Genomic DNA, 18003 nt, shown 5'->3' with positions numbered 1-18003 from the left:
TTCTTGACTCAAGCATTAATGCAGTACGATCTTCAAAGTTAAGATGATGGTATGACAATTTTATATACTCCATAAACCCTTTAAATTAATTAGGTGGTTTATGTCGCACTTCAAGTTTTACTCTGCCATGTTTTCTGACAATTGTTGCAATATTAGTTCTATTCTTTCATTTAACTTCATAATTAAAACATCTAACTTATTAATTTCAGCTTAAAATGTTAAGCAGGATAGATTTATACTTTAAAAAAACAAGGATATTGAAAATAATTAGGTTTTTAAAACTCTCTAAGATCAGAAAAATCTATAATTAGATAACTATATTTCAAGGTAATAGCGTTAATATAGATAATAGATTTCTCTATTTTTCTAAGTTAAAAAATTCAATATCCTCGAATTTGAGACACTTTACTTTTTTAGACGGACATATAAATTCTTATGTTCATTTGTACTAGTTGAGCGTTCTTCAACATCAAAAACTTTTGGGTATGCTTTCACCAAGTCTCCAAGCTTTTTGAAACCATATGTACGTGGATCAAAATCAACTTGCAAGAGTTTCCATTGTGAACCCAAGGATGCCACCGAAACCCATTCAGTATCATGATTATCAAAAATTTGTTTGATCTTATCCAATGGTAAATTTGAATTAGATTGGGGTTTAGTTTGAATAGGTTCTTTATTTATAGTATTTATTATTTCTTTTTTAACCTGTGTTGGTTCTTCTTTATTTTGCGATAACTCTTCATAGCCAGTTAAGTTTTCAACGTAAGTAAAATGAGAGCATGCGTTACGGAATGCTTCAGGAGTTTGTTTTTTCCCAAAGCCATACACTGTTGCACCCTGCTCTTTTATGCGGATAGCTAGAGCAGTAAAATCACTATCACTTGATACAATAGCAAAACCATCAATACGGTCTGTATAAAGCAGATCCATAGCATCGATAATCATAAATCCATCAGTTGCGTTCTTTCCTGTTGTATAAGCAAACTGTTGCATTGGTTTAATAGCTAAGTTGTTAATAGCTTGTTTCCAACTACCATTTTGATTGACAAAATTTCCATATATCCGCTTTACTGTGGCTTCACCATATTTGGTGAGCTCGTTAAGAATATTTTCTATGTCCTTAGCTGAAGCATTATCAGCATCTATTAGTACTGCTAACTTTGCTGTCTTTTCTTCTGTTAGGTTGAAAATTGTTTTAGATACAGCCAAAATATTCCCCTCAAAATATTTAAAATAATAAGAAACATTATAGCCATTTATTCTAGAAAAATTTACTTTTAACAGGGATTTATGGCATTAATATCATAAATCAGGCTAAGCCCTGTTAAATATAAAGAGTATAACTAACCAAAGCGTTAATGAATTAAGGAAATTTCTCAATATGGTTGATGTCCACACTCAATGGATGCACACGAGATAAGTCCAAATAACAGAGTAGCAATCAATTCTGTCTGGATGCTTAGATCCTTTAAGGTTATTTGTATATCACTTCTATGGGAAGTTTCTTTCTGCGCAATATGTCACATTGATTGGAGGTAAGTTGGTCTAAAACTGCCAAATCTTATAGGTTCATGAAGTCAGCTTTCTAAATTAGTCTATAATTTCCTATAACTTATTAAATTTTATAAAAAATATTTTTAGTTTTTTCATGAACTAGACTTTAGGTAAACATAAGTTAAATAGCATATCCAAGACTGTGGCCTACGCAACCTCAGTTGTTGCCACAGCTCAGCATCGTGAATCTGCAAAATTATATTCACGATGCTGAGTATCCTAATGAACATATTTTCTGTCATAGCTAACTGTTTTGTATATGTGTCTATTGATCATTGAAATCAGTCTTTTTTGTTTTGTAGCTCAATAAAAACAAGCAAATAGCAAAATAAAAATGCCATAAAGAAACCGATAAGAATAACAACTTGCTCATGACTCAAGAATGGATGATGAAATTCTCCTAGAAACATTGTTCTCTCCAGTAAACATTTATAGAATTTTTAAGTACTCAAAAAGACACAACATCAAAAATATTAAACACATGCCAAGCACATAAGCAACTAAACGAACTCTATCAATCATTGTTCTCTCCAGTAGTCAGTCTAATAAAGTTTTTCTAATGTCAAATACAAGCCATAAAAAGAATAATGCCAAAATTGCTATTCCAATCCAATAAAAAAGCATTGCCCTCTCCAGTGGCTATAAAAACGCTCTATTGTTCTAATTTTAGTCAATCGCAACCCGCATGTTATAAATGGCGATTTGCTATTTGTTAATTAGATAATTTCACAAAAGTTTTATCTACTTGCTCTTTAGATAAATTTTAATGAATATAATAATTACTAATTTATTCAATAAATTCAGATGTTTGATTAAATATAAAGCTATATCCTAAAAGGACATAAAAGCTATGATAGAAATGGTTGCTCAAAATGTGAGAGATAGAATGCTGTAAACCATAGGCGGTATTCTGTTCTATTAAGATTTAGACAATGGCGGTATCTAGTTTTACTTAAAATCATGTCAATCACAGCTCTATGAATAATTGATAAATCTCGAATGCATTCTGTTATTAAATGTTGAGACCGAATGCATAAAGCTAGAAAGCCTCTAAGATATTTCTAAACTTTGTACAGAAAAAGGGAAAACATGAATAACTATCCTGAAACCCCTGCTTCAACTGAAACTCAAGATCATCAACCTGGTGTGCAAACCAAAATGGATCCTGCACCGGAAGTCATCAAACCGAATTATAAAGGTAGCGATAAACTTAAAAGTAAAATCGCCCTGATCACAGGTGGCGATAGCGGTATAGGTCGGTCAGTCTCGGTCTTGTTTGCCCGTGAAGGTGCTGATATTGTGATTTGTTATCTGGATGAAGATCAGGATGCTCAAGATACCAGAAAGATGGTAGAGGATGCAGGACGGCGTTGTTTACTGATCAAGTGTGATTTACAAGATCAAGATGAAATCAAGAAAATGGTTGAGCAGACGCTTCAGGAATTTAAAACCATTAATATTCTGGTCAATAATGCCGGGGTTCAATATCCGCAAAAAAGTATTAGCGATATTTCTCCTGAGCAACTTTTTAAGACCTTTAATGTGAATATTCTGTCGATGTTTCACTTGACTCAGGCTGTGATTCCGCACATGCAAGAAGGTGACAGCATTATTAATACCACCAGTATTACCAGTTATCATGGACATGATGAACTGATTGATTATTCAAGTACCAAAGGTGCCATCACCACATTTACCCGCAGTCTTTCCACCAGTTTGTTAAAAAATAAAACCGGGATCCGGGTCAACGGCGTAGCACCCGGCCCCATCTGGACTCCCCTCATTCCAAGCAGTTTTGATGAAGAACAGCTCAAAGAGTTCGGTAAACAGACACCCATGGGTCGGATGGGCCAGCCTAGTGAAGTCGCACCAGCGTATTTATTTCTAGCGAGTGAAGAAGCCAGTTATATTTCCGGTCAAGTCATTCATGTTAATGGAGGCAGTATCATTAACGGTTAATTAGAATTTGAAGATAACAGTCAGTGAGAACCGTTATCTTCATTCAATTTATTCTTCAGGTTTTCTATCACTTAAAAGATGCTGGTTTTATAAAATAATTTCAACAAATACATGACAGATATTTACCGCCATAGAAACAGGTCATTGTTATAGTAATTTCAGCCAACCTTGATGAGGACAGCAATATGCCTAGAGGTGACAAATCAGCCTATACCGATAAACAAAAACGGCAGGCCGAACATATTGAAGAAAGCGAAAAAGAACGCGGTCATTCTGAGGAGGAAGCCGAACGTATTGCCTGGTCTACTGTCAACAAGCAAGATGGCGGTGGCAAGAAAAGGAAAAAATTCCATTAATAATAGTAAGTTATGGTAAAATCCTATGTTGAAAGCTCGGCGAAAAACCCTCTCATTACTGCGTATGAGAGGGTTTTTAATCTAAATCTTTAATATGTATTTTCTACGCGCTGTTGAGTCCAAACCGGCCAGAGTTTTTCCAGCGTTTTTTCAAATTTCGAATTATCGGTTTGCCATTGTGGATTTTTATCTTTATCAATAATCAGTGCACGTACACCTTCAATAAAGTCGCCTTGCTCCAACCAGACATCCTGTAGATCTCGCTCCAGTTGCATACATTTTTCCAGCGATAAGTTTTGTCCGGCCTGCTGTAACTTCAGACTCGTTTGCTTGGCCATGACTGGACGTTGCTGCAAGATGACCAGCATTTTATTGGCCCACTCCTGATCGGTGGCGCTACTTGCATGTGCCAAACTCTGTTCGATCTCATCGAGGTTTGGATGGCCAAAATGCTGACTAATCAGATCTGCACGTTTTTGCAACTCGCTTTCTACCGGATGGGTAATGTACGCACTGATGATTTTTTGGATTTCAATCTGATTTAATACCGGTGCAGCAATCAATGCGGTTTCCAGTTCAGCAAAATTTTCACTCGGTACATGATAATCGACCAGATCCAGATATAGCGCATCACTGCTGCTGATCTGCTCCCCTGTCAACGCCATATAAATGCCTACATCATCCAGTCGGGAGAGAAAGTGGGTGGCTCCCACATCCGGGAAAAATCCAATCGCGGTTTCTGGCATGGCAAAGCGTGATTTTTCACTGCTCACTTTAATATGACAGGCTTGAGCCAGACCAAAGCCACCGCCCAGAACATAACCATCCATCATCACGATGACAGCCTTTGGAAAATTGCGCAGTGTGCTCAGCATGCTATATTCAGTGGCAAAAAAATCCTGATATTGGGTATTGCCTGCCTGATAGCTGTCATACAGATAACGGATGTCTCCTCCGGCACAGAATGCCTTGGGACTGTTAGAATTGATCAGAATCGCTTGCACCGCTGGATCATGGCGCCACTGATCTAGTTGTGACTGAATCCCTTGAATCATCCGCAGGGTTAAGGCATTTAAATGACTGGTGCGGTCCAGGCTGATAATGCCTAAACGTCCTTGTACCCGAATCGCTAAATTATTTTCATCACTCATTTTATTTTCCTATTTTTGTTTTATTGATGGGTGAATTTGGCTGGGCGTTTTTCGACAAAAGCCTGCATGCCTTCCTTTTGATCAGCACCGGCAAAAATGGAATGGAATATCCGTCGTTCAAAGCGTAGACCTTCGGCCAGACTGACTTCAAAAGCCCGATTAATTGATTCTTTAATCATCATCACGGCCGTAAGCGACTTTTCAGCAATTTTTTCGGCAGCTTGCAGAGTTTGTTCTAGTAACTCTTCTTTGGCAAAGACACGTGCCACTAACCCACTTTGCTCGGCTTCTTGCGCGCCCATGTGACGTGCAGTCAGACACATTTCCATGGCTTTGGCCTTACCGATGGCCAGGGTTAAACGCTGAGTGCCGCCAATACCTGGGAGCACGCCTAAAGTCACTTCAGGCAGACCAAATTTGGCATTGTCGGCACAGTAAATGAAATCGCACATCAGCGCCAGCTCACAACCACCACCCAAGGCATAGCCACTCACCGCAGCAATTAAAGGTTTACGGCGCTGCGCAATCCGGTCGGCCAGACTGAAAAAATCATCCAGATAAATTTGCGGAAAAGTTAAATCTGCCATTTCCTTAATATCGGCGCCTGCTGCGAAGGCTTTTTCCGAACCGGTAATCACGATACAACCAATGGCCGGATCTTTTTCCAGCTGATCCAGCACCTGATTCACTTCAACGATCAATTGATTATTCAAGGCATTTAAGGCTTGTGGACGATTTAAAGTAATCAGCCCGACCCCGTTACGCTGTTCGAGTAAAATAGTTTGCCATTGCATGATAAAAATCCCTTTAAAATTATAAACTACGTGCAATTACCAGACGCTGAATATCGCTGGTGCCTTCATAAATCTGACAAATACGCGCATCGCGATAAATGCGTTCAATCGGAAAGTCTTTCAGATAACCGTAACCGCCAAAAATCTGCAGCGCTTTGGAACAGACACGTTCTGCCATTTCCGAAGCAAAGAGTTTGGCCATAGAGGCTTCGGTTAAACAGCTTTCACCTGCTTCCTTTTTACGTGCAGCAAAATGGACCAGTTGTCGCGCCGCTTCAATTTCGGTGGCCATGCTGGCCAGCCTGAACGAAATCGCCTGCTGTTCAAAAATCGGTTTGCCAAAGGCCACGCGATCATGTGCATAAACAGTCGCTTCTTCCAATGCAGCGCGGGCCAGACCCACTGCTTGTGCGGCAATGCCGATCCGTCCACCTTCCAGATTGGCCAAGGCAATTTTTAAGCCTTCACCTTCTGCACCGAGTCTTAAACTTTCATGAACGCGGACATCGGTTAAAGCAATCTGACAGGTATCCGAAGCATGCAGACCGAGTTTTTCTTCGACCCGAATCACTTCATAACCGGGCGTGTCGCGCGGCACTAAAAATGCACTCATGCCTTTTTTTCCCGCAGTTGGATCGGTCACGGCAAAGACAATAATCATCCCGGCATTATGACCCGAGGTAATAAACTGTTTGGCGCCATTGATAATGTAGTGATCGCCATCTTTCACGGCCCGGGTTTTAATCGCTGCAGCATCCGATCCGGTATGCGGTTCGGTCAGGGCGAAGGCACCAATCATTTGCCCTTGAGCCAAAGGTTTTAGAAACTGCTGCTTTTGCTGTTCCGTTCCAAACTTGAGAATCGGCACACACCCCACCGAGTTGTGTACGCTCATGATGGCGGACGTTGCACCATCTGCCGCTGCCACTTCTTCGAGGGCCAGTACATAAGCCAGCGTGCCTGTACCTGAACCGCCCCACTCTTCTGGAATCAGCATGCCTAAAAAACCTAGCTCACCCATTTGAGACAAGGTCTGTTTAGGAAATATGCCTTTTTGATCCCACTCGCCGGCAAAAGGTTTAATCTGTTCCTGAGCGAAGCTTTTGGCCATATCCTGAATCAGTTGTTGCTCTTCCGTAAATTGCATGGATGCTTCCTTCAATCTCTTTATTTAATATTTTTATTCAATCTGCTGGCTTTGGCTAGTTATGCGGTCTTTACCTGCTGCTTGTTGATTTCCTGATTACGCAGTAAGAAACGCTGAATCTTGCCACTCGGGGTTTTTGGCAATTCTGTGACGAATTCAATCAGGCGCGGATAGGCATGCGCAGACAAACGCTTTTTCACAAACTGGCCTAGTTCTTCTTCCAGATGAGATGAAGCTGCAAAGTTATTCGCCAGAATCACAAAGGCTTTAATCACTTCGGTACGTTCAGGATCAGGCACGCCAATGACGGCGGCTTCGATCACCGCATCATGTTCTAGCAAGGCACTTTCCACATCAAATGGGCCAACCCGATAGCCTGAGGTGGTAATGACATCATCACTACGTCCAACAAAGCTCATACTGCCATCAGCATGAATTTCCGCGGTATCACCGGTTAAATAGTAATGTCCAACAAAGGGCGATTTACGGCTTTCTTCATAACCCGAGAACCACATCATTGGGGATTGACTGATATCCACTGCCAGGACGCCCGGAACGTCAGCCGTTAATTCATGACCTTGTTCATCGACGACTGCAATCCGGTAACCCGGGCTGGCAAAGCCTGCCGAACCTGAACGGACCGGATGTTGTAGCGCATGATGATTACACACCACCATCCCGACTTCAGTCTGGCCATAATGGTCATAAATTGGCACATCCAGCACCTCTTTAAACCAGCGGATCACTTCCGGGTTTAAAGGTTCTCCAGCACTGCTGACCACGCGCAACTTGCCCCGTAGCTGTGCCATCTGTTCAGCATCTGCTGCCATCATCATGCGGTAAGCGGTCGGCGCACCGGCCAGATTGGTAATACCATATTGCTTGACAATGTCGCAGACACTTTCGGCATTGAAACCACCCTCATAAAACAGGGTCGAGTGTCCGAGCAATAACGGGCCGGTAATCCCATAGTACAAGCCATAAGCCCAGCCCGGATCAGCAATATTCCAGAAAGCATCATTTTCGGTTAGACCGATGGCATTGTGCATATAGCCGGCAAAAGCAATCAGGGCTTTAAGTGGAACTTTTAAGGGCTTGGCCGGTCCAGTGGTTCCAGAGGTAAACATCAATAAAAATGGCTCATCGATACTGAGCATTTCCAGTTCACAACCTTCAGCCTGGCGGTTTAACACCGTCCAAAAACTGAGGTCTTGTGGATAACGCTCTGCCTCGGTTTCGACATGTACAGTGACGATCGTGGGACAAGCGCTAAGATCGGATAGTTTCTCCCGATTCGCCAGATCAGTCACTACCAGCTTGCTTTGCGCCAGCTGAATGCGATGTTCAATGGCTTTGGGACCAAAGGCCGTAAATAAAGGTTGATACACTGCACCAATCCGCCAGGTCGCTAAAATGGTAATGATCAGCTCTGGAGTCCGCGGTAATAATCCGGAAACGCGGTCGCCTTTGCCAATGCCTTGAGATTTTAAGAAATTTGCAAACTGGCTGGAATATTTCTTGAGTTCGCGAAAGCTATACTGTTCTTTACGGCCATCTTTACCGTACCAGTGTAAAGCAATTGCATCGGAATCTGCATGGCGGTCGCAGCATTCATAACAGGCGTTCAGCGCCTGCATCGAACCGGACAGATACTGCTTTGCCACTGCATCTAAATCAAAATTTTCAATCGTTTTTTGATAATCTAACATGTTAAACCTCAGCCTGAATTTATCGTTATTACTGACAAGGTATTGTTGATGAAGCGAATCCTTGCTCCATCTGGATATTTTAAGTTTTAAGCAGGTGGCGTGGTGTATTGATGCATGATGCTGGAAAAATCCAGATGCGCATCCCCTTCCTGACAAAGCTGTTGATAGAGTTTCTGCACCATGCTACCCAGAACCACCGGTTGGTCCACCTGTTGCGCTGCATCGACAGCCAGGCCCAAATCTTTAAGCATCAGCTGTGCTGCAAAACCATCGGTATAACCCCGTGATGACGGTGCATTGGCACAGATATCCGGCCAAGGATTATAGATTTCAGAACTCCAGCAACGTCCGGTGGAACTATTGATTACCCCGGCTAGTGCTTGCGGATCAATTCCCAGTTTGGCTCCAAGTGCCATGCCTTCTGCAACAGCAGTCATGGAAATCCCCAGAATCAGGTTATTACAGATTTTTGCAACCTGTCCTGTTCCTACAGCGCCACAATGCACCAGATTTTTGCCCATACAGTTGAGGACCGGTTTTACGGCCTCAAAGGTGGCATTGTCTGCACCCACCATAAAGGTCAAAGTTCCGTCTTTGGCGCCCAAAGTCCCGCCAGAGACTGGCGCATCACAGACACGAATTTGTCTGGCCTGCGCTGCTGCAGCAACCTCCTGAATGGTTTGCGGGTCAATGGTACTGCTGTCGATACACAAACTGCCCGCTTGAAGCACGTTCAGAATACCGTGCTCACCAAGATAAACTTCACGTACATGCTTGGCTGCAGGCAACATGCTGACCACAATATCTGCCTGTTTTGCGGCAGCTTGTGGACTGTCACAAACGATACCGCCCGCTTCGGCAAAATGCTGTAAAGCGACTTCACTCAAGTCATAACCAAAAACCTGATGCCCTGCCTTGAGCAGGTTCTGCGCCATCGAGCCGCCCATGTTGCCCAAACCAATAAATGCAATCTTCATGCTGATGCTCCTTAGCGCAGGCTAATCGTGGTATTGACGCCTGTGGTTTCCTGATCATCTTCAAACCAGCGGCTGGTAATGGTTTTGGTCTGGGTATAGAACTGCACTGCCTGCTTGCCATAAGGACCTAAATCCCCCAGTTTTGAACCACGCGAACCGGTAAAGCTGAAGAACGGCACAGGTACAGGAATTGGAATGTTAATGCCGACCTGACCGATATCAATCTGGTGCTGGAATGTGCGTGCAGTATTGCCATTTTGAGTAAAGAGTCCAACGCCGTTACCGAATGGATTGGCATTAATCAGCTCAATCGCTTGTTCTAAAGTATCAACATGTATGATCGCCAGTACCGGACCAAATACTTCTTCCTGATAAATGCGCATATCGGTCGTGACCTGATTAAAAATCGTTGGTCCGACAAAATTGCCTTTTTCATAACCCTGAACATTCACATCACGACCATCCAGCAGCAGTTCAGCGCCTTGTTCAACACCACTATTAATCAGATCGATGACACGCGCTTTGGCACGGGTCGAAATCACTGGCCCAACATCAGTATTCGGTTCATGCCCGGCATTAACTTTCAAAGTTTTGGTTTTATTAACCAGTTCATCGACCCAGTGCTTGGTGTCCCCGACCATCACGGCCACCGAAAGCGCCATACAACGCTGACCGGCTGCACCAAATGCTGCACCGACCAACGCATTTAAGGTCTGTTCTTTATTGGCATCCGGCATCACCACGACATGGTTTTTCGCGCCCATCATCGACTGTACACGTTTACCGTGCTGGCCGGCCAGATTGTAGACATGCGTACCCACAGCGGTTGAACCGACAAAAGAAATGGCTTTGATGTCACGATGGGTACACAGCAGATCGACTACTTCTTTACCGCCATGCACTACATTCAGCACACCAGCAGGTACGCCTGCCTCAATTGCCAGTTCCACCAGCATCATGGTCGATAGCGGATCCTGTTCCGAAGGCTTTAAGACAAAGGTATTACCGCAGACAATCGCCATCGGGAACATCCACAGTGGAATCATCGCCGGAAAGTTAAACGGCGTAATTCCCGCACAAACACCGAGTGGTTGCTGCAAGGTATAGGTATCGACACCGCGTGCCACACCTTCAACATATTCACCCATTTGTAGTGAACCAATAGAACAGGCATGCTCCACCACTTCTAAGCCACGCTGAATGTCACCTTCGGCATCGGCCAGGGTTTTGCCCTGTTCCGCCGTTAATACTTGGGCAATATTTTTTAAATTGGTACGAATCAGATCCTGCAGCTTCAGCATAATCCGCATACGGGCCTGAATCGGGGTTTGGCGCCAGCTGGCAAAGGCATTTTGTGCGGCAGCAATTGCGGCATTGACTTCTTCTGCAGTTGCAAATGGTACCTGACCCAAAACTTCTTGAGTGGCAGGGTTGATAATATCTTGCCAATGACTGGTTTTTGATTCGACAAATTCACCGTTAATCAGGAGTTTGGCTGTGGTGAATCCGGTACTTTGCTGTGGATGATGAATGGCGTTCATGGTCGCTCCGTGCTGGTTTGTTATTGTCGTTGTATCTGCCTTTACTGGCTGTTTTAAACGTATTATTTTTACGCTGTTTCAGCAGACTAACAAAGAACACTTTGACCACCAATAGAAATTGATGCACGATAGGTGTGCAAATATGCACAGGGATTTAACAGGATGTTAAATAGAAGATGAAAGTAGATTGGGATCATTTACGTTTCTTTTTGGTTTTGGCACGTGCCAAAACGCTCACCAATGCAGCACGCTTGATTGGGGTGGAACACAGTACCGTGGCACGGCGGATTCAGGCGCTGGAAAACACCTTGGGTACTCAACTGTTTAAACGCGAAGCGACAGGGTATGAGCTGACCTCGGAAGGTCTGGCATTGGTGCCGCGTGTGGAACTGATGGAACAATCCTTTATCCAGATTGACAAACGCAACGATCCCTTGCAAGGCCGGGTGCGGATTGGTGCACCAGAAGGTTTTGGTACGGCATTTTTAGCGCGCTTACTGGCCGAGTTCTCCCAGCACTACCCTTTACTGACCATTGACCTGATTCCGGTGCCGAAAGCGATCAAACTTTCGCATCGTGAAGCCGATATTGTAATTGCGATTGACCGGCCCAAATCCGGCCCCTATATCATTACCCGTCTGTCGAATTACTGCCTAAAGCTGTATGGCAGTCAGCATTATTTACAGAAAAATCCGCAAATTAAAAAACTGGAAGACCTCAAGCAGCACCGTTTTGTCGATTATATTGATGATCTGGTCTATAGCTCGGCCCTGTATTCGCTGGAACGTTTGCCGTTGCAAGTGACGGCCTGTTTTCGCAGTAACAGTATTCTGGCCCAGCAGATTGCGGTCAGTGCCGGTGCCGGACTGGCGATATTACCGAGATTTCTGGTGCATGATAAAACTGAGCTGGAAGAAGTCTTGAGTGATCAGGTGAATTTTACCCATACTTTCTGGATGCTCACGCTGGTCGATTTACAGCATGAACCAAAAATCAAACTGGTCTGGGACTTTCTGCGCAAACAGGCCGATGTCCAGCAAGAGCTGTTAATGGGCGCTTAGATTTAGATCACTTCTTTGAGCTAAACACGTATCGATACAGCAAATGAACGTATCACAACATTATTTTCCCTAGACCCTTGTTAAATTAACAGCCGATGAGTCGAATAATTTTAGAACAATTTAGGAAAATCATATGAAAATTCTGATCGTGCTGACCTCACATGACAGCTTGGGCGACACAGGCAAGAAAACCGGTTTCTGGCTGGAAGAACTGGCCGCCCCTTATTATACGTTTGTCGATGCAGGTGCTGAAGTCACCTTGGCCTCTCCCAAAGGTGGCCAGCCACCGTTAGATCCAAAAAGTAATGAAGCGGATGCCCAGACCAAAGCGACCGAGCGTTTTAAATCAGATACCTCAGCGATGCAGGATCTGTCTCAGACCCGAAAGCTGAGTGAAGTTTCGATTGCCGATTTTGATGCGGTATTTTATCCGGGTGGTCATGGACCCTTATGGGATCTGGCCGAAGACAGAGATTCAATTGCGCTGATCGAGCAAAGTTTACAGGCCAATAAACCGGTGGCTTTGGTCTGTCATGCACCCGGTGTGCTACGACATGTAAAAGGCCATAATGGTCAGCCGCTGGTCAAAGGCAAGTCCGTGACCGGTTTTAGTAATAGCGAAGAAGATGCGGTTGGCTTGACGGATATTGTACCTTTTCTAGTGGAAGACATGCTGAAAGAACATGGCGGCCAATACTCTAAAGCGGAGGATTGGCAGGTGCATGTCCAGCAAGATGGTTTATTGATTACGGGACAAAATCCGGCATCTTCTGCTGCAACCGCAAAAGCCTTACTGAAATTCGCGAAATAACAGCTAAACGCCCTCTTAATCGTTGATGTCTAAATGGAATAAAACCAATAAACTCCTGAATGGATTTTTCAGGAGTTTATGTTGAGAGAAATGAGATTTAACTGGCGGAAGCAATATGTTGAGCCAGCAGTTCCCGAAGTTTAAATTTCTGGATTTTCCCGGATGGGGTCATCGGAATTTCTTCCCAGACCTCTAAACGTTCCGGAATATACTGGATTGCCAGATTATGGGCTTTCAGGAAATCGACCAGATCCTTTAATGCCATGTGCGGCGCACCTTCTTTCAGCTTCACAATGGCACAGGCTTTTTCACCCAGTCGTTCATCTGCATAAGGAATTAAGGCCACGGTTGCCACATCTGGATGTAGATAGATCAAAGATTCAACTTCGGCCACCGGAATATTTTCACCACCGCGAATAACCACATCTTTTTTACGCCCGGCAATCCGGATATAACCCTGCTCATCTACATAAGCAATATCACCGGTATCAAACCAGTCATCCTCACTGGTTTCGTTTAAATGTGGGCGTTTCAGATAACCACCAAAATTCGAACAGCTCCGGATCATTAGCGTGCCGGATTGATGTGGTGCCAATTCCTCGCCATCATCGCCTACCACTTTGACTTCAACGCCAGGCAGCGGCAGACCGTCAGTATTAAATGAACGCTCATCATCATCTTCCGGACGAGTTGTAGTCACCGCACCACACTCGGTCATCCCCCAAGCGGAAATCACTTTCACACCGATGTTTTGACGTGCTTTTTGCACCAGCGTGCTTGGAATAGGTGCACCGGCACACAGGAATATTTTCAGACTATCTAAAGATTTGTGACTATTGAGTACCGCTTCAGACAAGTCATTTAAAAATGGTGTCGAAGCCATAGTGAAAGTCGCCTGATGCTTATGCATCAGCTCGATGGCCGTATTGACCTCCCAGACATCCAGCAATACCGCTTTGGCTTTTAACAGCACAGGCATAATCAGGCCATACATAAAACCGGTTTGATGCGCCATCGGTGATCCCATGAAAATCACATCATTCTGGTTTAAATGCAAACGCTTGGCATAAGGCACGATATTGGAAAATAAGGTATTCGCAGTATGCATCACCCCTTTGGGTTCGCCAGTGGTACCGGAGGTAAACACCAGTTGAGCAATATCATCAGCTGTGATGGTGACATCATTCAGGGTATTCAGGATTTGTGGATCTTGATCCAGTCCGTGGTTAAGCAATAAGTTTTCAAAACTGTTCTCGCCTTCACCACCGACGACAATAATCTGTTCCAGGCTCTCAATATTTTTCTGTAATTGATCGGCCAGTTTTTCATGGTCAAACTTACGAAATACTTTCGGTACGATAAAGACCTTACTTTCCGTATGTTTCAGCATGAATGAAAGCTCACGCTCTCGGAAAATCGGCATCAGCGGATTCAGGATGGCACCAATCCGGCGACACGCAATATACAATAGCGTAAACTCCCACCAATTGGGTAACTGGCAAGAAACGATATCCTGTTTCTGCACGCCTAAACGCTTCAGTCCCAAAGAGATTTTATTGGCTGTATGCAGCATTTCCCGGTAGCTAAAGCTTGTTTCAGACTGATCTTCAGTTTTATAACTGACCAAGGCCACTTTATCAGGATGTTGATGTACAGCTTCATTCAATGATTGAAGAATGGTCTTATTTAACCAATAACCTTGTTGCAACATTTTTTCCCGGCGTGGGGGTAAAAGAACCGCATCGAAATCCATTCCATAACTCCAATTTTATCATTATCTACCTGTTCTTTTGGTCAGACCGAACACTAGTCATCAACTCAAACATTGCAGATCTAAATTCTGCGATGCAGATGACACAAAATTCTATTTGAATCATCTGCACGATTGATCACGCACCCACATGATCTGTTTACATCAGGCAGGAACGGCTTTACGTCCGGCCTTTTTACGCGCAATAATGGTTTTCATGATCTGAGCTGTTCCGTCACCAATCTGGAAGCCCAGTACATCTCGCATACGCTGTTCCATTACACCACGGTCATAACCAGCATGACCAAAGGTCAGTAAACATTGATGAATCACATCATAGGCCAGTTTTGGCCCCCACCATTTACACATGCCAGCTTCAGAGGTATGCGGCAAATGGTTGTCTTTGAGCCATAAGGTTTGCAAACACAGTAATCGTGCGGCTTCAACCTGGGTTTCATATTCGGCCAGGGGATGTGACACCCCTTGAAATGCGCTAAGTGGCTGACCAAAAGCTTCACGCTGTGCTGCATATTCCCAGGATTCATCCAGACTGACACGTGCCACGGCTAAAACCTGCAAACCAATCAGGGCACGTGAAAAGTCAAAACCTTGCATGACTTGCACAAAACCTTTGTTTTCATCACCCAGACGGTGATTAACCGGAACACGAACATTATCAAAGAAAATTGAACCGCGACCAATCGCACGCTGCCCATGACAGTCAAAACGTGTGGTACTAATGCCTGGTAAATTCATCGGTACCAGTAAAGCCGTTACGCCATGTGCACCATCTTCAATTGAACCGGTACGACCGAACACCACCGACGCATCGGCCTGATCTGCCGCAGAAATGGACGTCTTTTCGCCATTAATGACATATTCATCACCATCACGTTCGATTTTTAAACGTAAATTGGCTGCATCTGAACCGCCACGTGGCTCGGTCAGTGCGATTGAAAAAATGGCTTCACCCGCGGTCAGTTTTCTGAGCCAAGGCTCAACCACGTCCGGTTGGCCATGTTCTGCCAGAATCTGACCATTTAAAGAAGCCAGCAAATTAATGTAGGAGAAACTTAAATCTGCTTTGGCCACCGCTTCATGAATCACCCCCGCAGCCAGACGTCCCATGCCTTGGCCGCCGTATTGTTCTGGAAGTTCCGGTGCAATAAAGCCCATCTCCCCCATTTTCTTGACCAGCTCGCGGTCAAAGACGCGGCTTTGATCACGCTCTAAAAAACCGGGAGCAATATATTTTTGTGCAAACTTTTCAACGGTTTCAGCTAAGAATTCTAAATCTTCGGTGATATAAGGATTTTTTGACATGATCTATGCTCCTTATTTATAAAATTTACGGAATTCAGGCTGACGTTTTTCTTTTAGTGCATTCACGCCTTCACGTGATTCTTCGGTGTCGTAATACAGTTTCAGTGCATACATGCCCATGCCGGCAATCCCCGCCTGATGTGCGGTATCCATATTGAAGCTACGTTTGGCAATGGCGATGGCTGTCGGACTACGCCGACAGATTTCTTCGGCCCAAGCCTGTACTTCAGCATCAAGTTGATCGGCGGGTACACATTTATTGGCAAGACCCATTGCAACCGCTTCTTGGCCCGTATAGCGACGGCACATATACCAGATTTCACGGGCTTTTTTCTCACCGACTACACGTGCTAAATATGCTGTGCCATAACCCGGATCGACTGAACCCATTTTCGGGCCCACCTGACCAAAAATGGCATTCTCTGAACAAATGGTCAGATCGCAAATGGTGGCTAATACGTTTCCACCACCTATCGCATAACCTTGTACACGAGCGATCACCGGTTTAGGCACATCACGCATTGCCGTATGTAATTCTTCCATTGGCAAACCAATGGTGCCACGGCCATCATAGTTTCCATCATGCGCGGATTGATCCCCGCCGGTACAGAAAGCACGATCACCGGCGCCAGTCAGTACAATCGCACCGACTTCACGGTCATAGCCGGCCTTGTTTAAGGCTTTGATTAATTCATCACAGGTCGTACCACGAAAGGCATTCATTTTTTCTGGACGATTGATGGTGATCCAGGCTACACCGTTTTTTACTTCGTATAAGATATCTTCAAAAATCATTGTTATAACTTCCTGTATTTCTCTGTCTGACTTTATTTTCCATATTTTCTAGCAGTTTTTGCTTAACCACTCATGGTTAAACCACCCGAAACACTGAGTACTTGCCCGGTAATAAAGCTGGCATCTTCACTTAAAAAGAAGGCAATCGAAGAGGCTAAATCTTCAGGTTGACCTAAACGACCGAGTGGAATAGCACGAGTGAAAGCCTCACGGAGTTTTTCTGGATTTGAGGCACCTTCGGTTACACCGGCAAGCAAAGCGGTATCGGTTGGCCCCGGACAAATCACATTAATTTTAATGTTATGACGAGAATGTTCACGGGCCAGTGTTTTTGAGAATGAAAGCAGTCCGCCCTTACATGCAGCATAAACCGCTTCACCTGAAGAACCGACTCGGGCAGCATCAGAGGCAATGTTGACAATACTGCCAGAATTGCGCTCGACCATACCTTTCAGAACGGCAAAGTGCATATTCAGCATACCGACCAGATTGATCTGAATCAGTTTTTCCCATTCTTGCGGATTCGTTTTGATAAAAGGTTTGAAAATATCCCAACCGGCATTATTGACCAGTCCATCAATCGGCCCAAGCTCGGCTTCTACTTGCTGTACAGCCTGCTCCACAACAGTATTTTGAGTAATGTCACACTGCACAGCCAGGGCCTGGCCATTCTGCTGGTTAATTTCTGCGGCCAGTTTTTCTGCTGCTGCAATATTCATGTCAAAGATCGCAACTTTGGCACCTTCTTCCGCCAGACGGCGGCAGGTTGCTGAACCGATGCCACCTGCGCCACCGGTCACAATTACGACTTTATCCTTCAACCCTTTCATTTAACTCTCCCTGGTATATTTTTATCTGATTCTGATTAACTATTGTTCATATGTCGCCTGTTATCACTAAAATAGAATTAGAATATTTTTATGTCAATATATTTACATAAAATAAGTTTATATATTTATTTTATAACTTATTATCAATAACTTATAATTTTAACAAATTAAAGACATTGACACATATCAGCTTTACTCTTAGATTTGCACTATCAATCACAGGCTCATTTTCAGAATAATGCAAC

The 18003-nt window shown here is 44.1% G+C and carries 15 protein-coding genes; 4 read left to right on the top strand and 11 right to left on the bottom strand.

Features of this window, described 5'->3' with window-relative positions:
- Positions 1-405 precede the first annotated feature (405 nt).
- On the bottom strand, positions 406-1209 hold the full coding sequence (locus tag FTU82_RS03900) for an NYN domain-containing protein (protein ID WP_180101037.1): 804 nt from the start codon (positions 1207-1209) through the stop codon (positions 406-408).
- 1434 nt (positions 1210-2643) lie between these two features.
- Between FTU82_RS03900 and FTU82_RS03895 the strand changes: the two genes are divergently transcribed.
- Both FTU82_RS03895 and FTU82_RS03890 read left to right on the top strand, forming a co-directional pair.
- Entirely contained in the window at positions 2644-3513 is an 870-nt protein-coding gene (locus FTU82_RS03895; protein ID WP_074382801.1) for an SDR family oxidoreductase, read from the top strand.
- Between the two features lie 185 nt (positions 3514-3698).
- Positions 3699-3869 (top strand): hypothetical protein, encoded by a 171-nt coding sequence (locus FTU82_RS03890; protein WP_180101036.1) that lies wholly within the window; start codon positions 3699-3701, stop codon positions 3867-3869.
- A gap of 89 nt (positions 3870-3958) precedes the next feature.
- On the opposite strand, the gene FTU82_RS03885 is transcribed toward FTU82_RS03890, so the two are convergent.
- The 6 genes from FTU82_RS03885 to FTU82_RS03860 form a co-directional block, all read right to left on the bottom strand.
- The gene (locus FTU82_RS03885; RefSeq protein ID WP_005096872.1) at positions 3959-5020 is read right to left on the bottom strand and encodes an enoyl-CoA hydratase/isomerase family protein; all 1062 of its coding nucleotides are present in this window, start codon (positions 5018-5020) and stop codon (positions 3959-3961) included.
- A 20-nt stretch (positions 5021-5040) separates the two neighbouring features.
- On the bottom strand, positions 5041-5814 hold the full coding sequence (locus FTU82_RS03880; RefSeq protein WP_180101035.1) for an enoyl-CoA hydratase: 774 nt from the start codon (positions 5812-5814) through the stop codon (positions 5041-5043).
- Between the two features lie 19 nt (positions 5815-5833).
- The gene (locus tag FTU82_RS03875; RefSeq protein WP_005096876.1) at positions 5834-6961 is read right to left on the bottom strand and encodes an acyl-CoA dehydrogenase family protein; all 1128 of its coding nucleotides are present in this window, start codon (positions 6959-6961) and stop codon (positions 5834-5836) included.
- Between the two features lie 59 nt (positions 6962-7020).
- Complete coding sequence (locus FTU82_RS03870) at positions 7021-8670, bottom strand: AMP-binding protein (protein ID WP_180001365.1); 1650 nt, start codon at positions 8668-8670, stop codon at positions 7021-7023.
- Positions 8671-8756: 86 nt separating this feature from the next.
- Positions 8757-9647 (bottom strand): 3-hydroxyisobutyrate dehydrogenase, encoded by an 891-nt coding sequence (gene mmsB / locus FTU82_RS03865; protein WP_180101034.1) that lies wholly within the window; start codon positions 9645-9647, stop codon positions 8757-8759.
- 11 nt (positions 9648-9658) lie between these two features.
- Positions 9659-11188 carry a CoA-acylating methylmalonate-semialdehyde dehydrogenase gene (locus FTU82_RS03860; protein WP_180101033.1) on the bottom strand — a complete coding sequence of 510 codons (1530 nt, stop codon included), beginning with the start codon at positions 11186-11188 and terminating at the stop codon, positions 9659-9661.
- Between the two features lie 176 nt (positions 11189-11364).
- On the opposite strand from FTU82_RS03860, the gene FTU82_RS03855 reads away from it, so the two are divergent.
- Together FTU82_RS03855 and FTU82_RS03850 are read left to right on the top strand one after the other, a co-directional pair.
- Complete coding sequence (locus FTU82_RS03855) at positions 11365-12249, top strand: LysR family transcriptional regulator (protein ID WP_100535098.1); 885 nt, start codon at positions 11365-11367, stop codon at positions 12247-12249.
- Between the two features lie 133 nt (positions 12250-12382).
- A complete protein-coding gene (locus FTU82_RS03850) occupies positions 12383-13060 on the top strand; it encodes a type 1 glutamine amidotransferase domain-containing protein (RefSeq protein WP_100535099.1) in 678 nt (225 codons plus the stop codon).
- A 97-nt stretch (positions 13061-13157) separates the two neighbouring features.
- Here the strand turns inward: FTU82_RS03850 and aliA are convergent, their stop codons facing one another.
- From aliA to FTU82_RS03830, 4 genes are all read right to left on the bottom strand, one after another.
- A complete protein-coding gene (gene aliA / locus FTU82_RS03845; RefSeq protein ID WP_100535100.1) occupies positions 13158-14813 on the bottom strand; it encodes a cyclohexanecarboxylate-CoA ligase in 1656 nt (551 codons plus the stop codon).
- A gap of 162 nt (positions 14814-14975) precedes the next feature.
- A complete protein-coding gene (aliB, locus tag FTU82_RS03840) occupies positions 14976-16133 on the bottom strand; it encodes a cyclohexanecarboxyl-CoA dehydrogenase (RefSeq protein ID WP_180101032.1) in 1158 nt (385 codons plus the stop codon).
- A gap of 12 nt (positions 16134-16145) precedes the next feature.
- A complete protein-coding gene (gene badI, locus FTU82_RS03835; protein ID WP_005096888.1) occupies positions 16146-16928 on the bottom strand; it encodes a 2-ketocyclohexanecarboxyl-CoA hydrolase in 783 nt (260 codons plus the stop codon).
- A gap of 62 nt (positions 16929-16990) precedes the next feature.
- On the bottom strand, positions 16991-17758 hold the full coding sequence (locus tag FTU82_RS03830; protein WP_100357180.1) for a glucose 1-dehydrogenase: 768 nt from the start codon (positions 17756-17758) through the stop codon (positions 16991-16993).
- Between the last annotated feature and the right edge of the window lie 245 nt (positions 17759-18003).

This window comes from Acinetobacter sp. YH12151 (genome assembly GCF_013418355.1).
In the GTDB taxonomy this organism is placed as follows: Bacteria; Pseudomonadota; Gammaproteobacteria; order Pseudomonadales; family Moraxellaceae; genus Acinetobacter; species Acinetobacter pseudolwoffii.
The sequence above is the reverse complement of the archived record's forward strand: the minus strand, read 5'-3'. Positions and strand labels throughout refer to the sequence as shown.